Below are 20790 nucleotides of genomic sequence, written 5' to 3'. Positions count from 1 at the left end.
TCTCACCATGGTTTCATCGCCATTAGCCGCCAAGTCAGATTTGGATTCCATGCAATGGGGGCGAGTCTCGTCAGCTAGGAAGAGCCAATGGTGCGGAAGGACGATGACATTAGCTCTGGCCACCCGGGAAAGACGACCCGATAGAGCCGGGGCAAATCCAATCACAGCGCCCGAGACCGTCATGCCGAAGAACTCGGTGCGCTTGAGGCTATCCCGCCGTTCGACCGACATGACCGACCGCGGCCATCGTGGTGAAGCAACCCTAATCGAGGCCACGCCAAGATTAAGGCACTCGGCGCGGCTGTAGGTATCACTGTGCCTGGTGATCGCAGCGTTGCTTACTGCTGCGCAGGTGCAGATTTCTGAAGCTTGTCCTGAACCTTCTTAACAAGCGCCGGATCCTTCTTGGCGGCCGTTAGAATTGCATTGTATTCGCCTACCGACATGCCTGGAGAGGTTTGAACAGCCTGTACCATCTGTTTGCTCGCCTCGGTTTGCAGCTGTTGCTTCGCGGTCGCATCCGACGCTGCTTCAATCTTGGCCGAGTATTCCTGCCTGATCTTGTCCACCTGAAGATATGCGACGGCGAAAGCCTCGATCTTTTGATCGCTGACGGTAGCAGCCGTACCGCTACTATCTGGTTGTCCTTGGGTGGATTGCTTGTCTTGCGTCGCCTGCTGCGCGGACGCAGGATTGCTGAGAAGCATCAGGCTCAAAGCAGCAGCGGTCAACGATGCGGCAGAGACATAACGAGTGATCATCTTGATTCCTCTTTGGTAGTGCGGGGGGAACACCTCTTTGATGGCGCAGAGCGAAGGGCGGCATATCCTATTGATTTTGCCGTAGGCTAGGGTTGAAGAACGATCCGGCGACAATGCGGCCGTCAAACGTTTTCTGTGGGGCAATAGCACGGCGATCTGCCGGCCACAGAGCGGTGGCTTTGTGACTGTCACTAGTTGGCCTCAACGCTTTTTTCCTATCGCCGTAAAATCCCGCCGCATGCGACGGCAAGGTTCGATGACAACGCCGGGCATTCGACGGACCGCGTCGCGCGATTGCCGCTTCAATGCGAAGCCGGAAGGAGGGTGAGTTTCGCGGAGTCTGCGTCTACTGAGCGATGTTCACAAACATCCGTCCTCCCGGAAATCGATTGTTCACACAAAATAACCAAATGAAGTGAGCTTCGAGCCGGGATCCGATTGCAATCTCAAAATGCCGCTTTCGGTTATTCTAGGGCGCCAAAATCTCAGCGGAAATAACCGAGCTTCATGTGGATGCCGGCTTCGTATGCAGCCACAATGAAAGCATCTTTCGCAAGCTCAGGATTGGATTTGCCCTCGATCGCGGCGCGACAAATCACCAACGCATCCTCATAAGCCTCAACGTGTTCGACGGGCCAATATGTCAACAAATAGTCCAGTGCTTCCGAACTGCTCTTGATCGTTCGAAATGCGCCGAACGGATGTAGCTGAAAACTGACAGGCCCGTGCCATATTCCACATGTCAACATGATAGACCTCTAGCGTTGAAACAGGATCAACAGGATCTTTGTTCCTGCACGAGACTGCGTGATGGGCTTTTCCGATCCTCCAAACGACGGAATGTGCTAGTGACAGTCGAGATCCTATCCACCGCCTTGTAGAGAAATATCGGCCTGAGAGCCGGCCAATCCGCTGCGTTCGAGATTGGAAACCGGCAAGCGAGACTTGCGGTAGGGCAATGCACACTGGCGGGCGGCCCGCGTGGCTGTCCACCGAATAGTACCTCATCTCCAGCAGCGGCAACTCACGCGTAGCGATCGCAGCAATGGCATGATCGGAATAACATGGCACGGTTTCGAGCCGAGCATCCTGGCGCCGCCGCCGATGCGAGTGCTGCTGACGTAGACGTGTGTGATATGCGCTGTATCATTGCCCTCGCGAATCGCCGCCTGGAGGATATATGGCTAAGCAGACAAGGCCGTTCATCGTCGAAATCAAGCCGTCCCGGAAGCTGAAACCCGTTGACGGCAAGACGTCAATATGGGGGAAGGTCGATCTGCGGATCGAGGAGGAGCTGCCAGTCGTTCCGCCGATTGCCGAGAAGCCGGCCACCCTTGCCGAGGATGGCCGATCCTGATCGGAGGATCACGGTCACATCGCGCAAACTGCATCAGCTGAATGCACTTGCCCGGAACCTTTTGACGGGTTCAGACCGTCACCACGATCTTCGTGAACTGTTCATTCGCTTCCAGATTGCGGTGCGCCCCGACGATCTGATCGAGCGGAAAGCTGCGCGCGATCAGGGCTCCAGGGCGCCATTCACGACGCCGGCGAGGTGATGCCAATCTTAGTCGTACACCATCAGAATGAGCTTAAGCTTCAAATGAAACCAGGTTAGGCGTGCGCCGAAAGCGCATGTTTCACACGCAGGATGGAGATTGCGACAGCCCCGATGACGAGCGGGATCGACACCAGCATGACCAACGGGCTGATGTGGTAGCCCGCGTGATCGGCGGCCTCGAAGGCGACTTTGAGCAGGCTCAACAGATAGTAGCTGATGGCGATGATGGAGAAGCCTTCCACTGCCCTTTGGATCTTGACCTGTGTTGCGGCCCGATCGGCCATCGCCTGAATCTCGATAGCATTCTGATGTTCGATCTCGACCTGGATGCGCGTCTGCAGGAGATCGAGCAAGTGCATGGCGGCATGAGAAAGTTGGTCGAGGCGCAACGCGGTCGCCTCGCAGGTCCGAACGGCAGGCCTGAACCGTCTCGCAACGAAAACGCCAAACCGCTGAAAGCCGGGCACATGGGATTCGCGAAGCTCACCGATGCGCTCCTCCACGATTTTCGCGTAGGCGGCGGTAGCCCCGAAACGATTTCGCGTTTCGGCCGCCGCCGAAATGATCCGGGCGGATAGGCCCGAAATTTCTTCGAGCAGTTTCTTGTGTTCGGTGGTTGGGGTCGTCTGATTTCGGTTTGTCAGCTCGAGAAGGTTTTTGTCGTAGTTGCCGAGCAAAGGGGCCAGGCGACGGGCTTCCGGAAGACCGAGCAGGGCCATGGATCGATAGGTTTCAATTTCATAGACCCGTCGAACCATTCGACCCAGACGGTAGGCGTTCAGGTCCCTGTTGAAGAGAAGGATGCGGCTCGTGTGGTCGTCCTGGACGCGGAAGTCCGAGCATACCTGCGCCGCTCCCCCACCGATCGAAGACGCTGCGGTATCGCGAAATCCGAACTTTGAAAGCGTTGGACCCAGCTCCTCTGGTGCGTTTCCCAGCACGAGAATACCAACCCGGGATATGAGCCGCGGCGCGTCCATATCCACGAGAGCCGCTATCTCAGGCAGCGAAAAGCTCGATACCGGCCATTTGTCGGCTTCTGCACTGAACTGAGTCACGCGCGTGATGGTGACGAATTCCGTGTGGTGTTCCACCTGGGTTCGTGGATCCTCGCTATCGCCGCCGTCAGTTAAATATCGGCTGCCATGCAAGGCGGGAAGCGCAGAGGGCATAAGTGCTATGTGCTCTACATAGGCCGGACCGGTGAAGTAAATGGACGGCCGAGCATGGAGCTCAGCATTGAAATCCGCCGTCATGAATCCACCCTGCGAGGTCCAAATCCCTGCAATGTCTGTGACCAACAGACAATATGCGTGCTGCAAACCTCAAATCAGGCCGGCTCCGCGGCGTCAATACAATCGCCGCGACCCTAATCGATTTTACTTTGATCGCGACAAAACAGCGCTGCAAATATTGTTTGAGAAGCGAACCCAAGTACATCATGCCTGTCTTGGACAGTGGGGGCAGGCTTCTTCGTGCAAAGGCGCAACGAACACTCTTTGCTGACGTTTTCCAGCGCACCCTTCTGTAAGAGCGCGCTGGGACCGCAGAACCAGCTGCGTGCGCGATGCCATCCTCCAAAACCCTGAGCCCAGCAAACTACGTGCCACGGCCGAATGTAATCGAGCCGTGGCAGCGATGATGTCAGGCTAACCAGCGGACGATGCCGTCTTTATTGGCTGCCCTCACGAGACCTTGTAGCGCAGCGCTGGCGTCGAACGCGACAGGTTCGGCATCAAGGCCTGGCGTGCCTGCTCATAATTTGCAAGCAATCGCGCATCTTCAAGGGCCGGGATCGTCGCAAATTCGCCTTCGGCAAGGCCTGCAAGCGAAGCGTCGACCATGTTTTCCGCCGACATGACGATCTCGCCCGGGAGGTGCTCGACAGGCGTGCCGGCAATGCCCCAGAATTCGGTGGCCGTCGCGCCCGGCAGCACGACCTGGACGCGGACGTTCTTATCGGCAAGCTCATGCTTCAGCGACTGGCTGAAGGCGAGTACGAAGGCTTTCGTTCCGCCATAGACGCCGTTCAGAATTTCGGGCGCGATCGCTACGACAGAGGCAATATTGATGACGGTGCCGCCGCCACGGGCAACGAGACCAGGCACAGCGGCATAGGTCAGCCGCATCACCGCCGCCACATTGAGATCGACCATCTCCTGCATCTTGTCGGCGTCGGATTGGAGCAGCGGCGCCGTACCGCCGAAGCCGGCATTGTTAACAAGCATGGTGATGCTCTGATCTTCCTTCAGCACCTTCTCGACCTTGGCAAGATCGTCTTTCCGGCCAAGATCGGCGGACAGGGTTTCGACGGTGCGGCCGGTCTCATCGGTCAGCCGGCTTGCCAGCGCCTTCAATCGCTCGCCATTGCGGGCGACTAGAATGAGGTTATAGCCCTGCTTTGCCAGCCGATGCGCATAGATCGCACCGATGCCCGAGGATGCCCCCGTCACCATCGCCGTACCCTTATGTTCCTGTGCCATGATCATTTCTCCGTTTTGCGCGTCGGCCCGATGCCTTGCGCTTGAGGAGGGTTTTACACCCGCTTGCCGATGTCATGAATGTCGAATATACCACCTTTTAGGACATATTCTTTTAGGACATGATGCCATGCAGCAAATTGCTTTCCTGCTCTTTCCCGGCTTCCAGATCATGAGCCTCGCTGCCGTCTCGGCTTTTGAATTCGCCAATCTCGAGCTCGACGAGAAAGCTTACGATATTCATTTCCTCTCGGAGACCGGTGGCCCGATCGCCAATTCGCTCGGTATGATCATCGATACGGAAGCCTTAAGCGATCCCTGTTTCGACACGCTGATCGTTGCCGGGGCGCCCCACATCAAGCTGCCCACCAAGGCCGAGGCGGATTTCATCCGCGCGGCCCTTCCCGCAACGCGCCGTCTCGCCTCCATCTGCACGGGCGCCTTTTTTCTCGCCGAAGCCGGCGTTCTCGACGGCCGCCGCGCCACGACGCACTGGTATCTCGCCCGCGAACTCAGGAACCGTTATCCGCGGATCAGAACGGAAGAGGATCGCATTTACATCATCGACGGCTCGGTCTGGACTTCGGCCGGCATGACGGCCGGTGTCGATCTGGCGCTGGCAATGGTCGAGAAGGATCACGGGCTGGAGATCGCCCGAGCCGTTGCCCGCAAGCTCGTCGTCTATCATCGCCGCGCCGGCGGTCAGTCGCAGTTTTCCACGCTTCTGGAGCTGGAGCCGAAATCCGACCGCATCCAGAAGGCGCTGGCGCATGCGCGCAGCAATCTGACGTCCACGCTGTCGGTAGAAGAATTGGCGGAGGCCGCCCATCTCAGCCCCCGCCAGTTCAGCCGGACGTTCCGCGCCGAAACAGGCCAGTCGCCGGCCAAAGCCGTTGAAAACCTGCGGCTGGAAGCGGCCCGCCTGATGATGGAACAGGGCCGCCACCCGATCGATGTCGTCGCACGCGAAACCGGCTTTGCCGATCGCGAACGCATGCGCCGCGCCTTCCTGCGTGCCTTCGGCCAGCCGCCACAGGCAATCCGCCGTTCCGCGCAGCTGGGATTGCAGGCATGATGTGTCGTCGTTGACAAGGCCCGCTCCACCGATCGTGTAGGGCGGCATCCATGTCGGGAGGACAACCCAAGGTGATCGAGTCGAAATTCGCTCGTCCATAGTTCGGATCGTCAACCATGCCGGGACGGATATCAAAGATATCCCAACATTCCAGTGTAACGGCGCGCCGCTTTCTGCTAAGTCACAGAGTGGCAAGTGCTTTTCGCGCCGGGTACCAGGGGGTTGCTGCACTTACACCAAACAAAAGGGGGCTTTTTTCCGCTGCGGCGAAAAATCCACTTCCCTTTTGCTTGGGTTGCTCGTAAGGCGCCTGCGCGAAGAATGTTGCCGCATTGGCACCGCCGGACACGGCAACCAAGCACAATTTTAAAGATGAACGACTAGGGACCGATATGCACGGCCAGGCTCAGGACGTTACAGAAGTGATCGGGAAAGGCCGCGCGCCGCAAATTCTGCGAGGTCCCGACTCAATCCACAAAGGCCGGCCCGATGAGCGGCTTTCCCGCGTCTTCGAAAGGCTGGCCGATGTTCACGGCCCCTCGCCCGCCGTCATCGACAGCGGCCGCGTCTGGACCTATCGGGAGATGGACGCCCAGGCGAACCGCTTCGCCCGCCTGATCATCGAACGCGGCGTCAAGCCAGGCGACCGGGTGGCTCTGCTCCTCGATCGTTCCGCCGATACCTATATCGCCATCCTCGCCGTGATGAAGGCCGGCGCGGCCTTCGTGCCGCTCGCTCCGGCTTTCCCCGAGGAGCGTATGGCATTGATCGTCGAGGATGCCGGCGTCAGCCTCGTCATCACCGTTCCCCATTATGCAACGCGTGCCGCCGGGCTTTCCGTGCCCCACGTCGTCATTGACGGCAATTATTCTGATACCGCCTCATATGCCGATACGCCGCTGGATATCGCCGTCACCGAGGACGACACCTGCTACATCCTCTACACATCAGGCACGACCGGCCGGCCGAAGGGCGTGGCGGTACGCCATCAGAGCATCTGCAATTTCGTGCGCATTGCCGCCGAGGCCTACGGCTATCGGCCGGGCGACCGCGTCTATCAGGGTATGACCATCGCCTTCGACTTCTCGACGGAGGAAATATGGGTGCCTTTCGCCGCCGGCGCGACGGTGGTGCCCGCACCGGGGCGCATGACGCTCGTCGGCGAAGAATTGGCGGATTTCCTGCGTGCCAATGCCATCACCTGCATGGCCTGCTCGCCAACGCTGCTCTCCTCGATCGAAAGCGACGTGCCGACGCTCCGCGCCATCCTGGTCGGCGGCGAGGCCTGCCCGCACAATCTCGTCACGCGCTGGTCGAAGGACGGGCGGCAAATCCTCAATACCTATGGCCCGACCGAAGCGACGGTTACCGCGACCATGGGATACCTGACGCCCGAGCGGCCGGTGACCATCGGCGCGCCGCTGCCGACCTATTCCATCGTCATCCTTGACGCCCAGTCGCCGAAGCTCTCCGAGCCGGGCGAACTCGGCGAGATCGGCATCGCCGGCATCGGCCTTGCGGTCGGCTACCTTAACCGCCCGGATCTGACCGAGCAGAAATTCATCCCCGATTTCGTCGGCCTTCCCAACAACCCCTCGCAGCGGATCTACCGTACCGGCGATCTCGGCCGCATCAATAGCGACGGCGAGATCGAGTATCACGGCCGTATCGATACGCAGGTGAAGATCCGCGGCTACCGCATCGAACTCGGCGAGATCGAAGCCGTGCTGCTCGACCAGCCCGGCATTGCGCAGGCGGCGGTCACCACCTGGGAGATCGAGCCCGGCCGTGTCGAACTCGTCGGTTACTATGCGCTGAAAATCGGTGTCGACTCGATCGCCCGCGCCGACCTTGCCAAGGAACTGCGCCGCCGCTTGCCCGACTATATGGTGCCCTCTTTCCTCGAAGAGCTGCCGGCGCTGCCGATGACCGTTTCCGACAAGGTGGACACGCGCAAGCTTCCGAAGCCGGCCAGCCTGAGGCTCGGCACCGAGCGCAAGGAAATCCTGCCGTCTACAAAAGACCAGCGCTTCCTGACGGAGGCGCTGCGGGATGTGCTAAAAATCGACGACATCTATGTCGAGGATCACTTCTTCGATGACCTCGGCGCCAATTCGCTGTTGATGGCCCGCTTCTGCGCAAAGCTGCGCACGCGCAAGGAATGGGCGACCACGTCGATGCGCGACATCTATATGTATCCGACCGTCTCCAGCCTTGCGCAGCACCTGCATGGGCCGGAAGAAGACGTAGCAGCCGTCGAAGAACCGTGCCTGACGCATCGCGCCTCGAACTTCGCGTACTGGACCTGCGGGGCAGCGCAGCTCCTGTTCTATGGCGTCTACAGCTATCTCAGCCTCTGGCTTCTGAACTACGGTCTCAACTGGGTCTACGACATGCTCGACGACCCGGTGCAGCTCTATCTGCGTTGCGCGCTCCTGTCGGCGGCCGTCTTCTTCGGCATGTCCGGCTTCGCTGTGATCATGAAATGGCTGCTGATCGGGCGCTGGAAGCCCGAGAGCTTCCCGATCTGGGGCCTGCGCTACTATCGTTTCTGGGTGGTACAGACGCTGATCCGCACGGCGCCGGTCGTGCTGTTCCGCGGCAGTCCGCTCTACAGCCTCTATCTTCGCATGCTGGGGGCGCGGCTCGGCCGCAACACCACTATCGAGTGCCGCACCATTCCTGTCTGCACCGACCTCATCTCAATCGGCGAGAACTCGATCCTGCGCAAGGAATCGATGCTTCTCGGCTACCATGCCCAGGCCGGCTATATCCACACCGGTCCGATCACCATCGGCCGTGATGCGTTCGTCGGCCTTGGCTGCGTCATCGACATCGACACCTCGATCGGCGACCGCGCCCAGCTCGGTCACGCATCGTCGCTGCAGCGCGGCCAGCATATTCCCGATGACGGGCATTGGCACGGCTCGCCCGCCGTCTCGACGACGGCAGACTATTGCAAAGTACATGGCGTGACGCTTTCGAGAACGCGTCGTATTCTCTACGACACCGTACAGCTCATCACCATGTTCGCCCTCGTCACGCCGTTTCCGCTGCTGTTCCAAACCTATTGGCAGAATGTCAGCGACGACTACCAGGAAACGATCGGCATCGTCGCGATCGGAACGACTATAACGCTCTTCGGCGCCATCGCCGTCGCGCTATTCGCCGCGCTGGCCGTGCCCCGCCTGTTCAGCCTTGTTCTCAAGCCCGGGCGCACCTACAGGCTCTATGGCTTCCATTTCTGGCTGCAGTCAGTCGTCGAGGTATGCACCAACATACGCCTCATCAACCTGCTCTTCGGAGACAGTTCCGCCGTCGTCCATTATATCCGGGCGCTCGGCTGGAACCTCAACGAAGTGGTGCAGACCGGCTCGAATTTCGGCAGCAACCAGCAGCAGGACAATCCGCTTATGTGCGAGATTGGCAGCGGGACGATGGTGTCGGATGGGCTCTATATGATCAACATCCACAAGTCGGCATCCACTTTCCGGCTGGAGCACACGAAGGTCGGCGAGCGAAACTACTTCGGCAACAACATCTTCTATCCGCCGGACGGGCGCACCGGCGAGAACTGCCTGCTCGGCACGAAGGTCATGGTGCCGGTCGATGGTGTGCTGCGTGAGAATGTCGGCCTGCTCGGCTCGCCGCCCTTCGAAATCCCGCGCATGGTCAAGCGCGACAAGGAGCTGATCCAGGGGGTGAGCGAAGACGATCGCCGCGCCCGCCTGCCGCACAAGAACCGCCACAATTTCGCGACCGCGCTGATGTTCGTCGCCGTGCAATGGGTGGCACTGTTCGTCACGCTCACAATCTGGGACCGCGCACTGAACTACTATACGGAATGGGCACAGACGGCGCTGTTCGTCGCAGTCGTCCTGACGGCAGGCCTCACGATACCGTTCTATATTTTCGTGGAGTGGGCGAGCCTCGGCTTCCGTCGCCTCCGGCCGCAGATGACGACAATCTACGACATCACCTTCTGGCGGCACGAACGCCACTGGAAGCTGGCCGATTCCCCGATCGTGCGCCTTTTCGCGGGCACACCCTTCCGGCCCATGATCATGCGCGCGCTTGGCGTGAAGGTCGGCCGGCGCGTTTATGACGGCGGCTCGAACCTGACGGAACGCTCGCTGGTCGAGATCGGCGACGATGCGACGCTGAACGAAGGCTGCGTTATCCAGGCGCATTCGCTGGAAGAAGGCGCCTTCAAGTCGGATCACATCCGCATCGGCAATGGATGCACGCTCAGCCCCGCCGCCTTCATCCACTACGGCGTGACCATGGGCGACGGCTCGATTGCCGATGCCGACTGCTTCGTCATGAAAGGTGAGATCCTGGAACCGAACTCGATCTGGCGCGGCAATCCTGCCAAGCTCCATTCCTTCGTCAGGCCGGTCGCCGACGCATGAGCGGCGGCGAAGCGCCTGCCCGCGCGGCGGAGACGGCGCTGCTTGCAGAAATAGCGAAGCTGGCGCCGCCCGGCGTCAAAGTCGGCTGCCGCGCCATCCGCGATGGCGACGAAAAGCTGCTGCTACCGGAGGAAGCCCAAACCATCTCCTCCCGCCAGCTTCATACCCGGCGCGCAAGCGGCGCGGCGCGCGCGATCGCCCGGCAATTGCTTGTCCTGGAAGGAATCGAGAATCCCGTCATTAAGCGTTCGGCCTCCGGCGCCCCGCTCTGGCCGGCGGGCATTACGGGTTCCCTTGCCCATGACGACGTCATGGCAGTTGCCGCCGTGGCGCGCAAGGCCGGCGCCGTCTCGCTCGGGATCGACGTCGAGCCGGCCGAACCGCTACCCGCCGACATCGCCGACATCGTGCCAATCTTCGGCGACATCCTCGACGGCATCGACCAGTATCTTGCGTTGCGCCTGCTGTTCAGCGCCAAGGAGGCCGTCTACAAGGCCAGCTTTCCACTCGATGGCAAGGTCCTCGGCTACGAGCATATCGCCGTCGACCTCCAGGGTCGCAAGGCCGTTACCGCGACCGGTCGCAGGGCGCAGCTTTGGTTCTGTCTCTTTCCGCGCGTGGTCGTTCTCGCTGAGGCGTCAGCAGATGCGGTGGCCCCACTTTCCTGGCCGGAACAGGTTTCTCCCAACTGGTGACACTATGTGCCACGGCACCAGTCACGAGCTTCGAGCGAGCGAAGGTGCCGATCGGATAGCGCGAAGTCATGGTTTCATGCGATGTCATCGACCTGCAGCGCAGAGATGGCATGATCGCAAAATCCGCAGATTCCGAGAAAGATCGGAGAAGCAGGGGATGGGCTGAGAAAGCCGGTGTCTGCAACAAACTTACGGGCTGGTTTCGGAGCGCACATTGACATGAATATGGTGGCGATCTGTCTAACTTACCTTGAATCGCACCCTCCGTTTTCATCCTATGGTTTTGTTTATTGACAATACTCGTCAGTAAACCTAGCTAACCTCGGGGCAAATCTCGGATCGTCGGCGGACGATGCAAACCATGCCGGCGTTGCCGGATCAAAATCTCAACATGGAAACGATCATGACCGAACAGCCGACTTCGGCCTCCGAAATCTCTTTGCGCCGCATCACCTCGCAAACCGTCAGCGATATCTGCGAACTCAGCGAGACGCTGACCGAAGCCCAGCGCGATAAGGTCGCCGACAACGGCACCTCGATCGCCGAAGCGCATTTTTCCGAGAATGCGTGGTTTCGCGCCATCTATGCCGACGACACGCCGGTGGGCTTCGTGATGCTGCATATCGGCTCCGACTACGACGTAATCGATTGCCCCGGCGTCTTCCTCTGGCGCTTGATGATCGCCGGCCCTTATCAGCGCATGCGCTTCGGCGAGAAGGCGATCGCGCTCGTCGTCCGCGAGATGAAGGCACGCGGATTTTCCGAGTTGTTCACCTGCTATGTCGTCGGTGACGATAGCCCCGAAGGTTTCTACAAGCGCCTCGGCTTTGTGCCGACAGGCGAGATGTTTGAGGACGAGATCGAAATGGTGCTGAAGTTCACCAGTTGAGCAGCGGTCAGACGATCGTGAAGCGCTTGCAGCTCCTGGAGGCAGCATCCCTGGTAAGGCATGAGCGCCATGGCAGAGAGGTGCTCGATGCGAGCCGCTTCGAGGAGGCACGGGCATTCCTCGACGCAATCTCTGCCGGTTGGGATCGCGCTCGGCCGCCTCAAGCCGCTCGTCGAGACGACGTGAAGCCGCCTGCAGACCCGGCGAAGAGGTCCAAGTCAAATTCCGTCACGATGGGATCGACTTTGAAGGGCCCCCCAGCTTCATCATGTTTTCGGACGAAAAGCCCGGCGTGGCGAAGGCGGCCGTCGATTTCTGCGTCTTGCTATTCCCGAAAACCCGCATTGAACGGCTCGATCTTTGTGGTCCGGACGAGGATCAGCCTGCCATGTATTGAATGTTGCAGCGGCCATGGACCGATGATTTCTGGACATGGGCGCGCACGCCGAAAACCCGTTCGATCAGCTCCTGCGTCAGCACCTCTTCCGGTAAACCGGCCGCAACCACTTCACCCCTCTGCAGCACCGCCAGACTGTCGCAGAACATCGCCGCCAGATTGAGGTCGTGCAGCGCGACGACGGAGGTAACATCAAGCTTCGAAATCAGGCCGAGAATGTCGAGTTGATGCTGGATATCGAGATGGTTCGTCGGCTCGTCGAGCAGCAACTCGCTGGGGGTCTGCGCCAGCGCTCTGGCGATGTGGACGCGCTGCCGCTCGCCGCCGGACAAGGTTTGCCATAGCTGCCCCGCCCGATCCCGCATGCCGACACGGGCGAGTGCATCCAAAACCGCTGCATCGTCGCGGGCGCTCCAGGACGAAAGCGGGCCACGATGGGGGGTGCGCCCGAGGCGGACGACATCGATGACGGTCACCTGCGTATCCGTCGTTGCCTGCTGTTCCACCAGCGCGATACGGCGAGCGATGTCGCCGCGTGAAATCGAGGCGATGTCGCTGCCGCCGAGCCGGATGACACCGCTCTTGACCTTTCGCAGCCGGCAGATCAGCCGCAGCAGACTGGATTTGCCGGAACCGTTCGGCCCCAGCAGACCGAGCACCTTACCCCTTTCCACCGAGAGGCTGATGCCGTTGACGATCAGCGTGTTGCCGGCAGCGAAGGTTACGTTGTCGACCGCGATGCTCATGCCGTCCTCCGGGCGCGATAGAGAATGATGGCGAAGGCCGGAGCGCCGAACAGTGCGGTCACGACGCCGATCGGCAGGATCTGCTGGGGAATGATGATTCTCGAGACGATATCGGCTGCAACCATAAAAATCGCGCCACCGAGCGCCGATGCCGGCAACAGGCGGTCGTGACTGGGACCGACCATGAAACGGGCTGCATGCGGAATGACGAGCCCGACGAAACCGATCGAGCCGACAATGCTGACGACCGCCGCGATCATGAAGGCCGTCGTTCCGAGAAGCACGATCTGCGCGCGGCGCACGGCGATGCCGAGCGAAGCCGCAGCATCGGTTCCGAAGACGAAAGCATCGAGTACGCGGACATGCGCCATGCAGATCACGAAGCCAGTGATGGCGATCGGCCCGGAAAGATAGACATCCGGCCAGCGCACACCGCTCATCGAACCGAGCAGCCAGAACATGACGCCCCTCGCCTGCTCAGCATTGGCCGATGTGGTGACGATATAGGAGGTCAGCGCATTGAAGAGCTGCGAGCCGGCGACGCCGCACAGGATGATGCGCTCGCTTGTGCCGCCGACACCGGCCGCGAGCAGGCCGACAAACAGGAAGGCGACGACCGCACCGATGAAGGCGCCGCTGGAAAGCCCCAGAACCCCATAACCGAGCCCGAGGATCATGATGCAGACCGCCCCGGTGGAGGCACCTGCGGAAATGCCGAGCACATAGGGTTCCGCAAGCGGATTGCGCAGCAGGGCCTGTAGGATCACACCGCTCAGCGCAAGCGACGCTCCGGCGCTTGCCGCAACGAGCGCACGGCTCAAGCGATAATCCCAGACGATGCCCTGATGGATCCGGCTAAGCTCGAAATCCGTTCCGAACAACCGGTTCGATACGGCCTTTGCCGTCGTCGACAACGGGATCGAAATCTCGCCGATCGAGACCGCAAGGCTGATCATGAACGCCAGAAGCACAAACGCAGCCATGGCGAGCGCCAATAGCGCCCACCTCTGCCGTCGTTCTCCAATCAGGCGCATTCTACTCTGCCAGACCGAAGGATCTGATGCCCTTGGCCAATATTTCGATGCCATCGATGGTGCGGATAGTCGGGTTCATCGACTGCGCATCCATCATGACGAAATGCCCGTTCTTGACGGCGTCGAGCTGGCTGGTGACCGGATCCTTCTGAAGGAAGTCGAGCTTGACCTTCGGGTCGTCAGCCGCATAGCGGCGGCGATCCATCGTCGCTATGACGATCACAGCCGGATTGGCCTGCGCGATCGTTTCCCATCCCACAAGCGGCCACTCCTCTTCCGTCGTCACGACATTCTTGGCGCCGAGCGTCTTCAGGATATAGGCCGGCGCGCTGTTCTTGCCGGCGATATAGGCATCGCCGCTGACTTCCTTGCTGGAGAACCAGAACACGATTGGAAGGCCCTTGGCCTTGGCCCCGGCAATCGATGCGGCGGCATCCGCCTCGCGTTTCTTCAGATCGGCGACGAGCGCATCGCCGCGATCCCTAACGTCGAAAATCTCAGCGAGTTCGTCGATCTCCTGATAGACGAGATCCATCGTGAACAGCTCCTTGCGCACGCCATCGCCGCCCCCGGCGTTGATCTTGGCGACGCAATCGGTCGGCGCGATATAGGTATTGATGCCGAGCTCGGAAAACTGCTCGCGCTTGCCGACGGCACCTTGCCGGCCGATATGCCATTCGAATTCGGCTGCGACAAAATCTGGCTCTTTGCCCGCGACCGATTCAAAGCTCGGATCATTGTCGGCAAGCCGGGCGATCTTGCTATCGGCCTTAGCATACTTCGGCAGCACCGGACCGACCCATACGGCCGTTCCTGCAATCTTGTCGGCAAGGCCGAGCGAGAACAGGATCTCGGTCATACCCTGGCCGATGGATACGATCTTGCTCGGAGTCTTCTGAAAAGTAACCTGCTGGCCGCAATTGTTGATGGTGAGCGGATATTGGGTCGCCGCAAAGCCGGAGGCGGCAAACCCGGTGAGCCCAAGTGCAAAAGCAATGGTCGTCAAAAAATGGCGCATGAAAGGTCTCGATCGGAATGGGAATCTGGCAGCGTCGGCGCGACAGCGCTCAGACAGGCTGCCGCCGGTTGCGGAGATTCCAATCAAGGCCGAAAAACGCCCGATAATGTCGAAGGCTCAGGTCAATCATTCTCTGTCCTTTCCGAGCATCCCCGCCCGGTTGATTGGATCGTGATCGACGGCAGGTCTCCTGGCTCACGGATATCTGACAATCACCTGCCTTCCCGCGATGCATATTCGCAGTGGCATGGCCCTGAGGCCCTCGGAGGTGAACAGCAAGCTGGTCATTCCGGGATGATCGGCAATCCGCTTACAGTTGCGGGGGCAGCCACGGTCTAGGTCCCTTTTGGGTCGTCCTCACCGTGTTCCCTATTAATCCCCGCGGAGTCTTCCTTGGGGAACCGTCGCATCCAGTTACGCCGGACTGCCCATCCCCGTCAAGAAGACACGGCCGAAACAAAGTCATGAGACGGCATCGCGCCGACCGCCGAAACCGGCAGGGAACTTGCAACGGCACCCTATGCCGTTTCCGCGAGCTCCACGCGATTTCTTCCGGCCGCCTTCGCGCGATAGAGCGCTTTGTCGGCCGCTTCGAGAACTTGTTTGAAATCGACCGACGGCTCGTGGGAACAGGCGATGCCGAAGCTGGCGGTGACATGGATGGCCTCCTGCTCGAACATCAAGACCGTCGTCTCGATATCGGCGCGGATTTTCTCTGCAACGATGCCGGCAGCTCTCATGTCGGTGTTCGGCAACAGGACTACTATTTCCTCGCCGCCGTAGCGGGCGGCTATATCGGTCTTGCGTGCCGTCAGCCGGATCACATCCGCCACCCGCGCCAACACGGTATCGCCGAAGGAATGCCCCCAATTGTCGTTGATCTTCTTGAAGTGATCGATATCGAGCATGATGATCGAAAAGGGAATCCGTCTCGTCCCGGCTTCCTTGCTGCAACGATCCCCTTCGCGCTGCAGGACCCGGCGATTTGGGAGCCTTGTTAGCGGATCTAGCGTGGCTTCGTTCTCGAGCGCGCGCTGAATGCCGATGCGGTAGCTTTCTTTTTCAAGCAGATCCGAGAGCAGCATGACGCCGAGGATGTTGACGGTCGTCACCGGAAGCGTCGCCGAAAGGAGGAGTTCGCGCGCGACCGGCCATGGCAGGAAGACAAGAACGACGAGCGAGGTTGTCGTCGCCAGGCCGAACAGGGCCGAGCGTTTCCATCCGGTGCCGATCAACTGGCGCGGCAACAGCGTCAGAATATATCCTGCGGTCGCAACGATCAGAATGCCGGCGACTCCGGCCACCGCCCCTATCCCGCCAACCATGTAGCGAAACACGCCCATCATGACGGCAGCAACCAGGGTACCAACCGCACCGCCGTAGATCGGCGTCAGAACGAGCAGGATCGAGCGGCCGTCCTGGAACACGCCGGGCATAAATCGAATGGGATCGCCCATCGACAGAATGCCCCCCAGGCCGAAGAGCAGCCCGACAGCAACGGACTTCAAAACGCCGCGCTCGATGGTCCTGGTGACCCAGGAATAGGCGTAGACGATGATCGCCACCTGCCCGAGGACGCGCACCAGGGATGGCAAATGCGTCTGAATCTCCATCACTGTCCCCAAACCTCGCATGGACCCGCAGCCAATTGCCGGCACCGGCCATAGTCAGTATCAAAAAGCAATACCAAACAAATTCTGCGAGATGGTTTATCAGGCCTCTCGCCTCCGAACAGCGCTGTTTTACTGCTCAAATTGGAGCAGGCAATGGTGATCATCGCAATGACCGAACTTTCAAATTGACGCGCATCATTATGGCAACATTCGATGCGTGCGGGCCGCAATGCCCGACATCACAGATTTTCCCGAGAGCATGAAGCATAAAAAGGAACAAAATCGTCAGGAAGATAATCGAGGGGGTGGCGGAACTGGACGGATTGCCGTGATGGAAAGGCAACCCAGCCTATCGAACCTATCTGGAGCTTCTGGCGGGATGGTCAAGCACAGCTTGGCTATTTCAGCCGCCTCTTTCTGAAGGAGAGGCGGTTTTCGTCATCGGGCCGCAATCCGCATTTTGCAGAATTTGGCAGGTGAATGCCTAAGGGGCAGAGCCGCGACAAGCGGTTCAACGACAAGTGCTTTTGTCATTTTCCTCTGCTACAGTCCTCGTGACAATCGCCGGCAGAGGGACAGCCGGCCGATGTCGCAACGATGACAGAAGCGGGTGCCGATACGCATCTCGCCCCGCCATCCCTGCGACCCCGGCCAGTTCCCGAACAGTTCCTGCCGTTGGCCGTCACGAGAGCGAAACTGGGGAGACAACTGTATGTGGCGAACGATTCGTGTTGTGATTGGCATCGTGATCCTGGCGGCGCTCGGTGTCCTTTTATGGTTTGCCACAAAACCACCGCCGCTTATCGTTCAGGGTGAAGTTTCAGCCAATCGCGTCGACATCAGCCCGCGTGTTTCGGGCCGGGTTGCGAAGCTGAACGCCGATGTCGGCGACAATGTCGAGCGCGGCACGGTGATCGCCGAACTCGAAAGCCCGCAGCTTACCGCCGCTCTGCACATGTCCGAAGCGGCACTCTCCGTCGCCCAGGCCGATCTCGTCAGGGTCAACAGCACCCGACCGGAAACGATCGCGGCGCGTCAGGCGGAACTCGCTGCCTCGGATGCGGACGTCAGGCTGTATCAGGAAGATTCAGACCGTCAGGCAAAGCTGATTACGACCGGGGCATCGACACAATCGCGCGTCGACGAAACGACCCGGAACCTTGAAGCGGCGATCCGCAAGCGCGAGTCGGCCCAGGCCAATCTCCAGCTAGCCGTCGCCGGTGCAAGCAAGGAAGAAAAGGCCCTGGCGGCGACGCAGGTCGAGCAGGCAAGGGCATCACTCAACCAGCAGCAGACCGATGCTCACGAATTGACCATCGTCGCGCCGATTTCAGGACAGGTGACCACGCGCGTCGCCGAACTCGGCGAGAATTTTTCGGCGGGGGCGCCGATCTTTTCGCTCATCGATCTGCAGAACCCGTGGTTCACCTTCAATCTTCGCGAGGATCTGCTGAAGGGCCTGAAAGTTGGTGACAGCTTTGACGTCACCGTTCCAGCCCTCGGCGACAACAGGATCACCGTAAAGACGACCATGATCAATGCTCAGGGACAATATGCGACCTGGCGTGCCACGCGGGCGACGGGAGATTTCGACCTTCGCACCTTCGAGGTACGGGCAACCCCGGTCCAGCCCGTAAAGGGCCTGCGCCCCGGGATGAGCGTCATTGCATCCTGGCCGCCGGCGGAGCGTTGACATGATGGCGAAAGGACGGTTGCGCCCCGGCTTCCTGACGGTCTTCAGAAGGGAATTCGATCGTCTCTGGCGCCGTCCCTTCCTGCTGTTCCTCACGACCATCCTGCCTCTTCTGCTAATGGGGGTGCTGGCAGCCGTCTTCAGCGCCGGCCTCGCCACGCGGCTGCCGATCGCCGTGCTCGATCTCGACAATACCGATCTTTCGCGAACGATCATCCGCACCGTCGACGCCACGCCGGATACGGCCGTCATCCGCAATGTCAGCGACCTCGCCGAGGGCAGACGGCTGATCCTGTCCGGCCAGGTTCACGGCCTGTTGATGCTGCCGCTCAACCTTGAGCGCGATGTCCTTTCCGGACGCCGCCCCGAAGTCGTCTTCTTCTACAACACGCAGACGATGACGACGGGCAATCTGACGCTGCGCGGCGTCAGCGCCGCGGTTCCCTCCGTTGCAGCCGGCATCCGTCTGTCGCTCAGAACCGCCGAAGGTCAACCTGTCGATGCCGCCGAAAAGGCGCTCGCGCCCATACCCGTCCAGGTCAATCCGCTCTTCAACCCGACGCTCAACTATGCGCATTTTCTGCTCGCCGCTCTGCTACCGAGCGTACTGCAGGTCATTATCGTCACGACGATGGCCTATACGATCGGGCTTGATGTCGAAACGGTGCATCGCCTGCGCCTGTTGCGGCGCCTTGGTGGAGGATTGTGGCCGGCGATGGCCGGAAAGATACTCCCTTATACGCTGTTGTTCCTAGTGGTGCTCGGCATTGCGGACTGGGTTCTTTTCGGGGCCTTGGGCATGCCGTTGCGCGGCAATCGCTATCTGCTTGTGCTGGCCGGTATCCTGTTTATCCTTGCCGACCAATTCATCGGCGTGCTCCTGGCTTTGCTGCTTCGGCCCATGGCGAGTGCCATAAGCATCGGAACGCTCTTGATGGCACCGGCCTTCGGCTTCATGGGCATCGGCTTTCCGCGCATCGGCATGAACGCCTTCGCCTATTACTGGGGGCAGATCATTCCCGGCACCTGGTATCTGATGGCGCGGATCGACCAGACCATCCGCGGCACGCCGCTTGATCTTTCCTGGAAACCGATTGCTGTCCTGCTCTTCATGGTGCTTCTGCTCGCGAGCCTGGCGGCATTGCGACTGGAAGTGATCCGGGCACGGCGGCAACGCCGTATGCAACAAGCGGCCACAACTGGAAGGGTCGCGTCATGAAGGCAATTCTCACCATCTGCCGTATCGAGCTCGGTCGCGTTCTCTCGCTGAAGCCGGCCTTTTCGGTGCTCATCATCGCCACGATCATCTATGCCGCCTTCTATCCGCAGCCCTATCGCACGGAAGCCTTGCGCCATGTGCCGATTGCCGTCGTCGATCTCGACGGCACCAACAGCAGCCGCGAGCTTGCCCGGCGCGTCGATGCCTCGGCGGATGTCGCGGTTGCCGCCGTTCTTCCGGATCAGGCAAGTGCCGAGCGCGAGGTCCATGCCCGCAACCTCTTTGGCATTCTCGTCATTCCGCAATATTTCGAGCGCGATCTGCTGCATAATCGGCAGTCGCCCGTCGCGCTCTACGCCGATGCCAGCTATTTCCTGATCTATCAGCGCATATCCGGCGGCGTTACCGCCGTTGCAAAGACCATGGGAGCGGAGGTCGAAACGGCAAGGCTGATTGCCGCCAAAGTCGATCCCAGAATTGCCGCCGCCGCCTCGGACCCCATGCCCTTGACTGCCGTGCCGCTGTTCAATCCGCAGGGAGGATATGCGACCTACATTCTGCCGGCCGCCTTCGTGCTCATCATGCAGCAAACGCTCCTGATCGGCGTCGGCCTGCTCGGCACCTATCGAAACGATGCGCTCAGAACCGGGCCGGCGGCTTCGATCGGACCGATCTCGGTCGTTGCTGGAAAGCTGCTTGCTTATCTGATCCTCGAAGCCATTGTCGTGCCTTTCTACCTGATCGTCATTCCCTATCTCTATAATATTCCCCGCCTCGGCACGCCGCTCTCGATATTCGTCTTCGCGCTCCCCTTCGTGCTTGCCGTTGGTGCTCTCGGATTGGTTATCGCCAGCCTCTTCCGCAGTCCCCTGACGGTGCAGCTCGTATCCGCCGCGCTCGGCATCCCCTTTCTCTTCCTGGCCGGCTTTTCATGGCCGACCGAGACGATGCCGCCCTTTCTGCACGCCATCGCGACGGCGTTGCCGAGCACCTCCGCTATCAATGGCATCGTTGCCGTCTCGCAGCTCGGTGCGCCCCTACCCTACGTCCGCCAACCATTCCTGACGCTGTGGATATTGGCGGCCGTCTATATCGTGATCGCCATTCTGCTGGAGAGCAGAAGCCGGCAGCGCCCGGCTGCCAAAGCCTAGGAGTTTCCGGCGCCGCATCTCCCTGACGCCGTGCACGATGGAACTA

General features: G+C 60.2%; 17 protein-coding genes and 1 riboswitch. Of the genes, 8 read left to right on the top strand and 9 right to left on the bottom strand.

All coding sequences use genetic code 11. The features are described 5' to 3' along the window. Positions 1 to 338: 338 nt before the first annotated feature. A complete protein-coding gene (locus tag GA0061102_RS25800) occupies positions 339 to 761 on the bottom strand; it encodes a DUF4168 domain-containing protein (protein ID WP_092854497.1) in 423 nt (140 codons plus the stop codon). A 485-nt stretch (positions 762 to 1246) separates the two neighbouring features. Next, a complete protein-coding gene (locus GA0061102_RS25795; RefSeq protein ID WP_092854495.1) occupies positions 1247 to 1510 on the bottom strand; it encodes a DUF982 domain-containing protein in 264 nt (87 codons plus the stop codon). 431 nt (positions 1511 to 1941) lie between these two features. Between GA0061102_RS25795 and GA0061102_RS33230 the strand changes: the two genes are divergently transcribed. Beyond that, the gene (locus GA0061102_RS33230) at positions 1942 to 2118 is read left to right on the top strand and encodes a hypothetical protein (RefSeq protein ID WP_167668061.1); all 177 of its coding nucleotides are present in this window, start codon (positions 1942 to 1944) and stop codon (positions 2116 to 2118) included. Positions 2119 to 2188: 70 nt separating this feature from the next. On the opposite strand, the gene GA0061102_RS33020 is transcribed toward GA0061102_RS33230, so the two are convergent. The 3 genes from GA0061102_RS33020 to GA0061102_RS25780 all read right to left on the bottom strand — a co-directional run bounded on the left by GA0061102_RS33020 (position 2189) and on the right by GA0061102_RS25780 (position 4805). Further along, positions 2189 to 2326 (bottom strand): hypothetical protein, encoded by a 138-nt coding sequence (locus GA0061102_RS33020; RefSeq protein WP_159432208.1) that lies wholly within the window; start codon positions 2324 to 2326, stop codon positions 2189 to 2191. 49 nt (positions 2327 to 2375) lie between these two features. Continuing rightward, the gene (locus GA0061102_RS25785; protein WP_167668059.1) at positions 2376 to 3578 is read right to left on the bottom strand and encodes a DUF3422 domain-containing protein; all 1203 of its coding nucleotides are present in this window, start codon (positions 3576 to 3578) and stop codon (positions 2376 to 2378) included. Positions 3579 to 4007: 429 nt separating this feature from the next. Further along, positions 4008 to 4805 (bottom strand): SDR family NAD(P)-dependent oxidoreductase, encoded by a 798-nt coding sequence (locus GA0061102_RS25780; protein WP_092854524.1) that lies wholly within the window; start codon positions 4803 to 4805, stop codon positions 4008 to 4010. A gap of 127 nt (positions 4806 to 4932) precedes the next feature. On the opposite strand from GA0061102_RS25780, the gene GA0061102_RS25775 reads away from it, so the two are divergent. From GA0061102_RS25775 to GA0061102_RS25760, 4 genes are all read left to right on the top strand, one after another. Continuing rightward, positions 4933 to 5877 carry a GlxA family transcriptional regulator gene (locus GA0061102_RS25775; RefSeq protein WP_092854489.1) on the top strand — a complete coding sequence of 315 codons (945 nt, stop codon included), beginning with the start codon at positions 4933 to 4935 and terminating at the stop codon, positions 5875 to 5877. A gap of 392 nt (positions 5878 to 6269) precedes the next feature. Then, positions 6270 to 10289 carry a Pls/PosA family non-ribosomal peptide synthetase gene (locus GA0061102_RS25770; protein ID WP_245298138.1) on the top strand — a complete coding sequence of 1340 codons (4020 nt, stop codon included), beginning with the start codon at positions 6270 to 6272 and terminating at the stop codon, positions 10287 to 10289. Beyond that, a complete protein-coding gene (locus GA0061102_RS25765) occupies positions 10286 to 10984 on the top strand; it encodes a 4'-phosphopantetheinyl transferase family protein (RefSeq protein ID WP_092854485.1) in 699 nt (232 codons plus the stop codon). Before GA0061102_RS25770 ends, GA0061102_RS25765 begins: the two co-directional genes overlap by 4 nt. Positions 10985 to 11387: 403 nt before the next feature. Then, positions 11388 to 11873 carry a GNAT family N-acetyltransferase gene (locus tag GA0061102_RS25760; protein WP_092854522.1) on the top strand — a complete coding sequence of 162 codons (486 nt, stop codon included), beginning with the start codon at positions 11388 to 11390 and terminating at the stop codon, positions 11871 to 11873. Positions 11874 to 12251: 378 nt separating this feature from the next. Here the strand turns inward: GA0061102_RS25760 and GA0061102_RS25750 are convergent, their stop codons facing one another. The 4 genes from GA0061102_RS25750 to GA0061102_RS25735 all read right to left on the bottom strand — a co-directional run bounded on the left by GA0061102_RS25750 (position 12252) and on the right by GA0061102_RS25735 (position 16681). After that, complete coding sequence (locus tag GA0061102_RS25750) at positions 12252 to 13016, bottom strand: ABC transporter ATP-binding protein (protein ID WP_092854484.1); 765 nt, start codon at positions 13014 to 13016, stop codon at positions 12252 to 12254. Beyond that, the gene (locus GA0061102_RS25745) at positions 13013 to 14050 is read right to left on the bottom strand and encodes a FecCD family ABC transporter permease (RefSeq protein ID WP_092854482.1); all 1038 of its coding nucleotides are present in this window, start codon (positions 14048 to 14050) and stop codon (positions 13013 to 13015) included. Before GA0061102_RS25745 ends, GA0061102_RS25750 begins: the two co-directional genes overlap by 4 nt. A gap of 1 nt (position 14051) precedes the next feature. After that, a complete protein-coding gene (locus tag GA0061102_RS25740) occupies positions 14052 to 15068 on the bottom strand; it encodes an ABC transporter substrate-binding protein (protein ID WP_092854480.1) in 1017 nt (338 codons plus the stop codon). Positions 15069 to 15231: 163 nt separating this feature from the next. Next, positions 15232 to 15489, bottom strand: a riboswitch (cobalamin riboswitch). 97 nt (positions 15490 to 15586) lie between these two features. After that, entirely contained in the window at positions 15587 to 16681 is a 1095-nt protein-coding gene (locus tag GA0061102_RS25735; protein WP_092854478.1) for a GGDEF domain-containing protein, read from the bottom strand. 712 nt (positions 16682 to 17393) lie between these two features. On the opposite strand from GA0061102_RS25735, the gene GA0061102_RS25730 reads away from it, so the two are divergent. From GA0061102_RS25730 to GA0061102_RS25720, 3 genes are read left to right on the top strand one after another with little or no spacing between them, the layout of a single operon-like run. Next, entirely contained in the window at positions 17394 to 18374 is a 981-nt protein-coding gene (locus GA0061102_RS25730; protein ID WP_092854476.1) for an HlyD family secretion protein, read from the top strand. 1 nt (position 18375) lies between these two features. After that, positions 18376 to 19593, top strand: a complete 1218-nt coding sequence (locus GA0061102_RS25725) for an ABC transporter permease (protein ID WP_092854474.1) — start codon at positions 18376 to 18378, stop codon at positions 19591 to 19593. After that, a complete protein-coding gene (locus GA0061102_RS25720) occupies positions 19590 to 20744 on the top strand; it encodes an ABC transporter permease (protein WP_092854472.1) in 1155 nt (384 codons plus the stop codon). Before GA0061102_RS25725 ends, GA0061102_RS25720 begins: the two co-directional genes overlap by 4 nt. Positions 20745 to 20790 lie beyond the last annotated feature (46 nt).

The sequence above is a fragment of the Martinezella miluonensis genome (assembly GCF_900094545.1).
Classification (GTDB): Bacteria; Pseudomonadota; Alphaproteobacteria; order Rhizobiales; family Rhizobiaceae; genus Rhizobium; species Rhizobium miluonense.
Note: the sequence above shows the minus strand (reverse complement) of the source record. Positions and strands in the feature narration are given on the sequence as shown.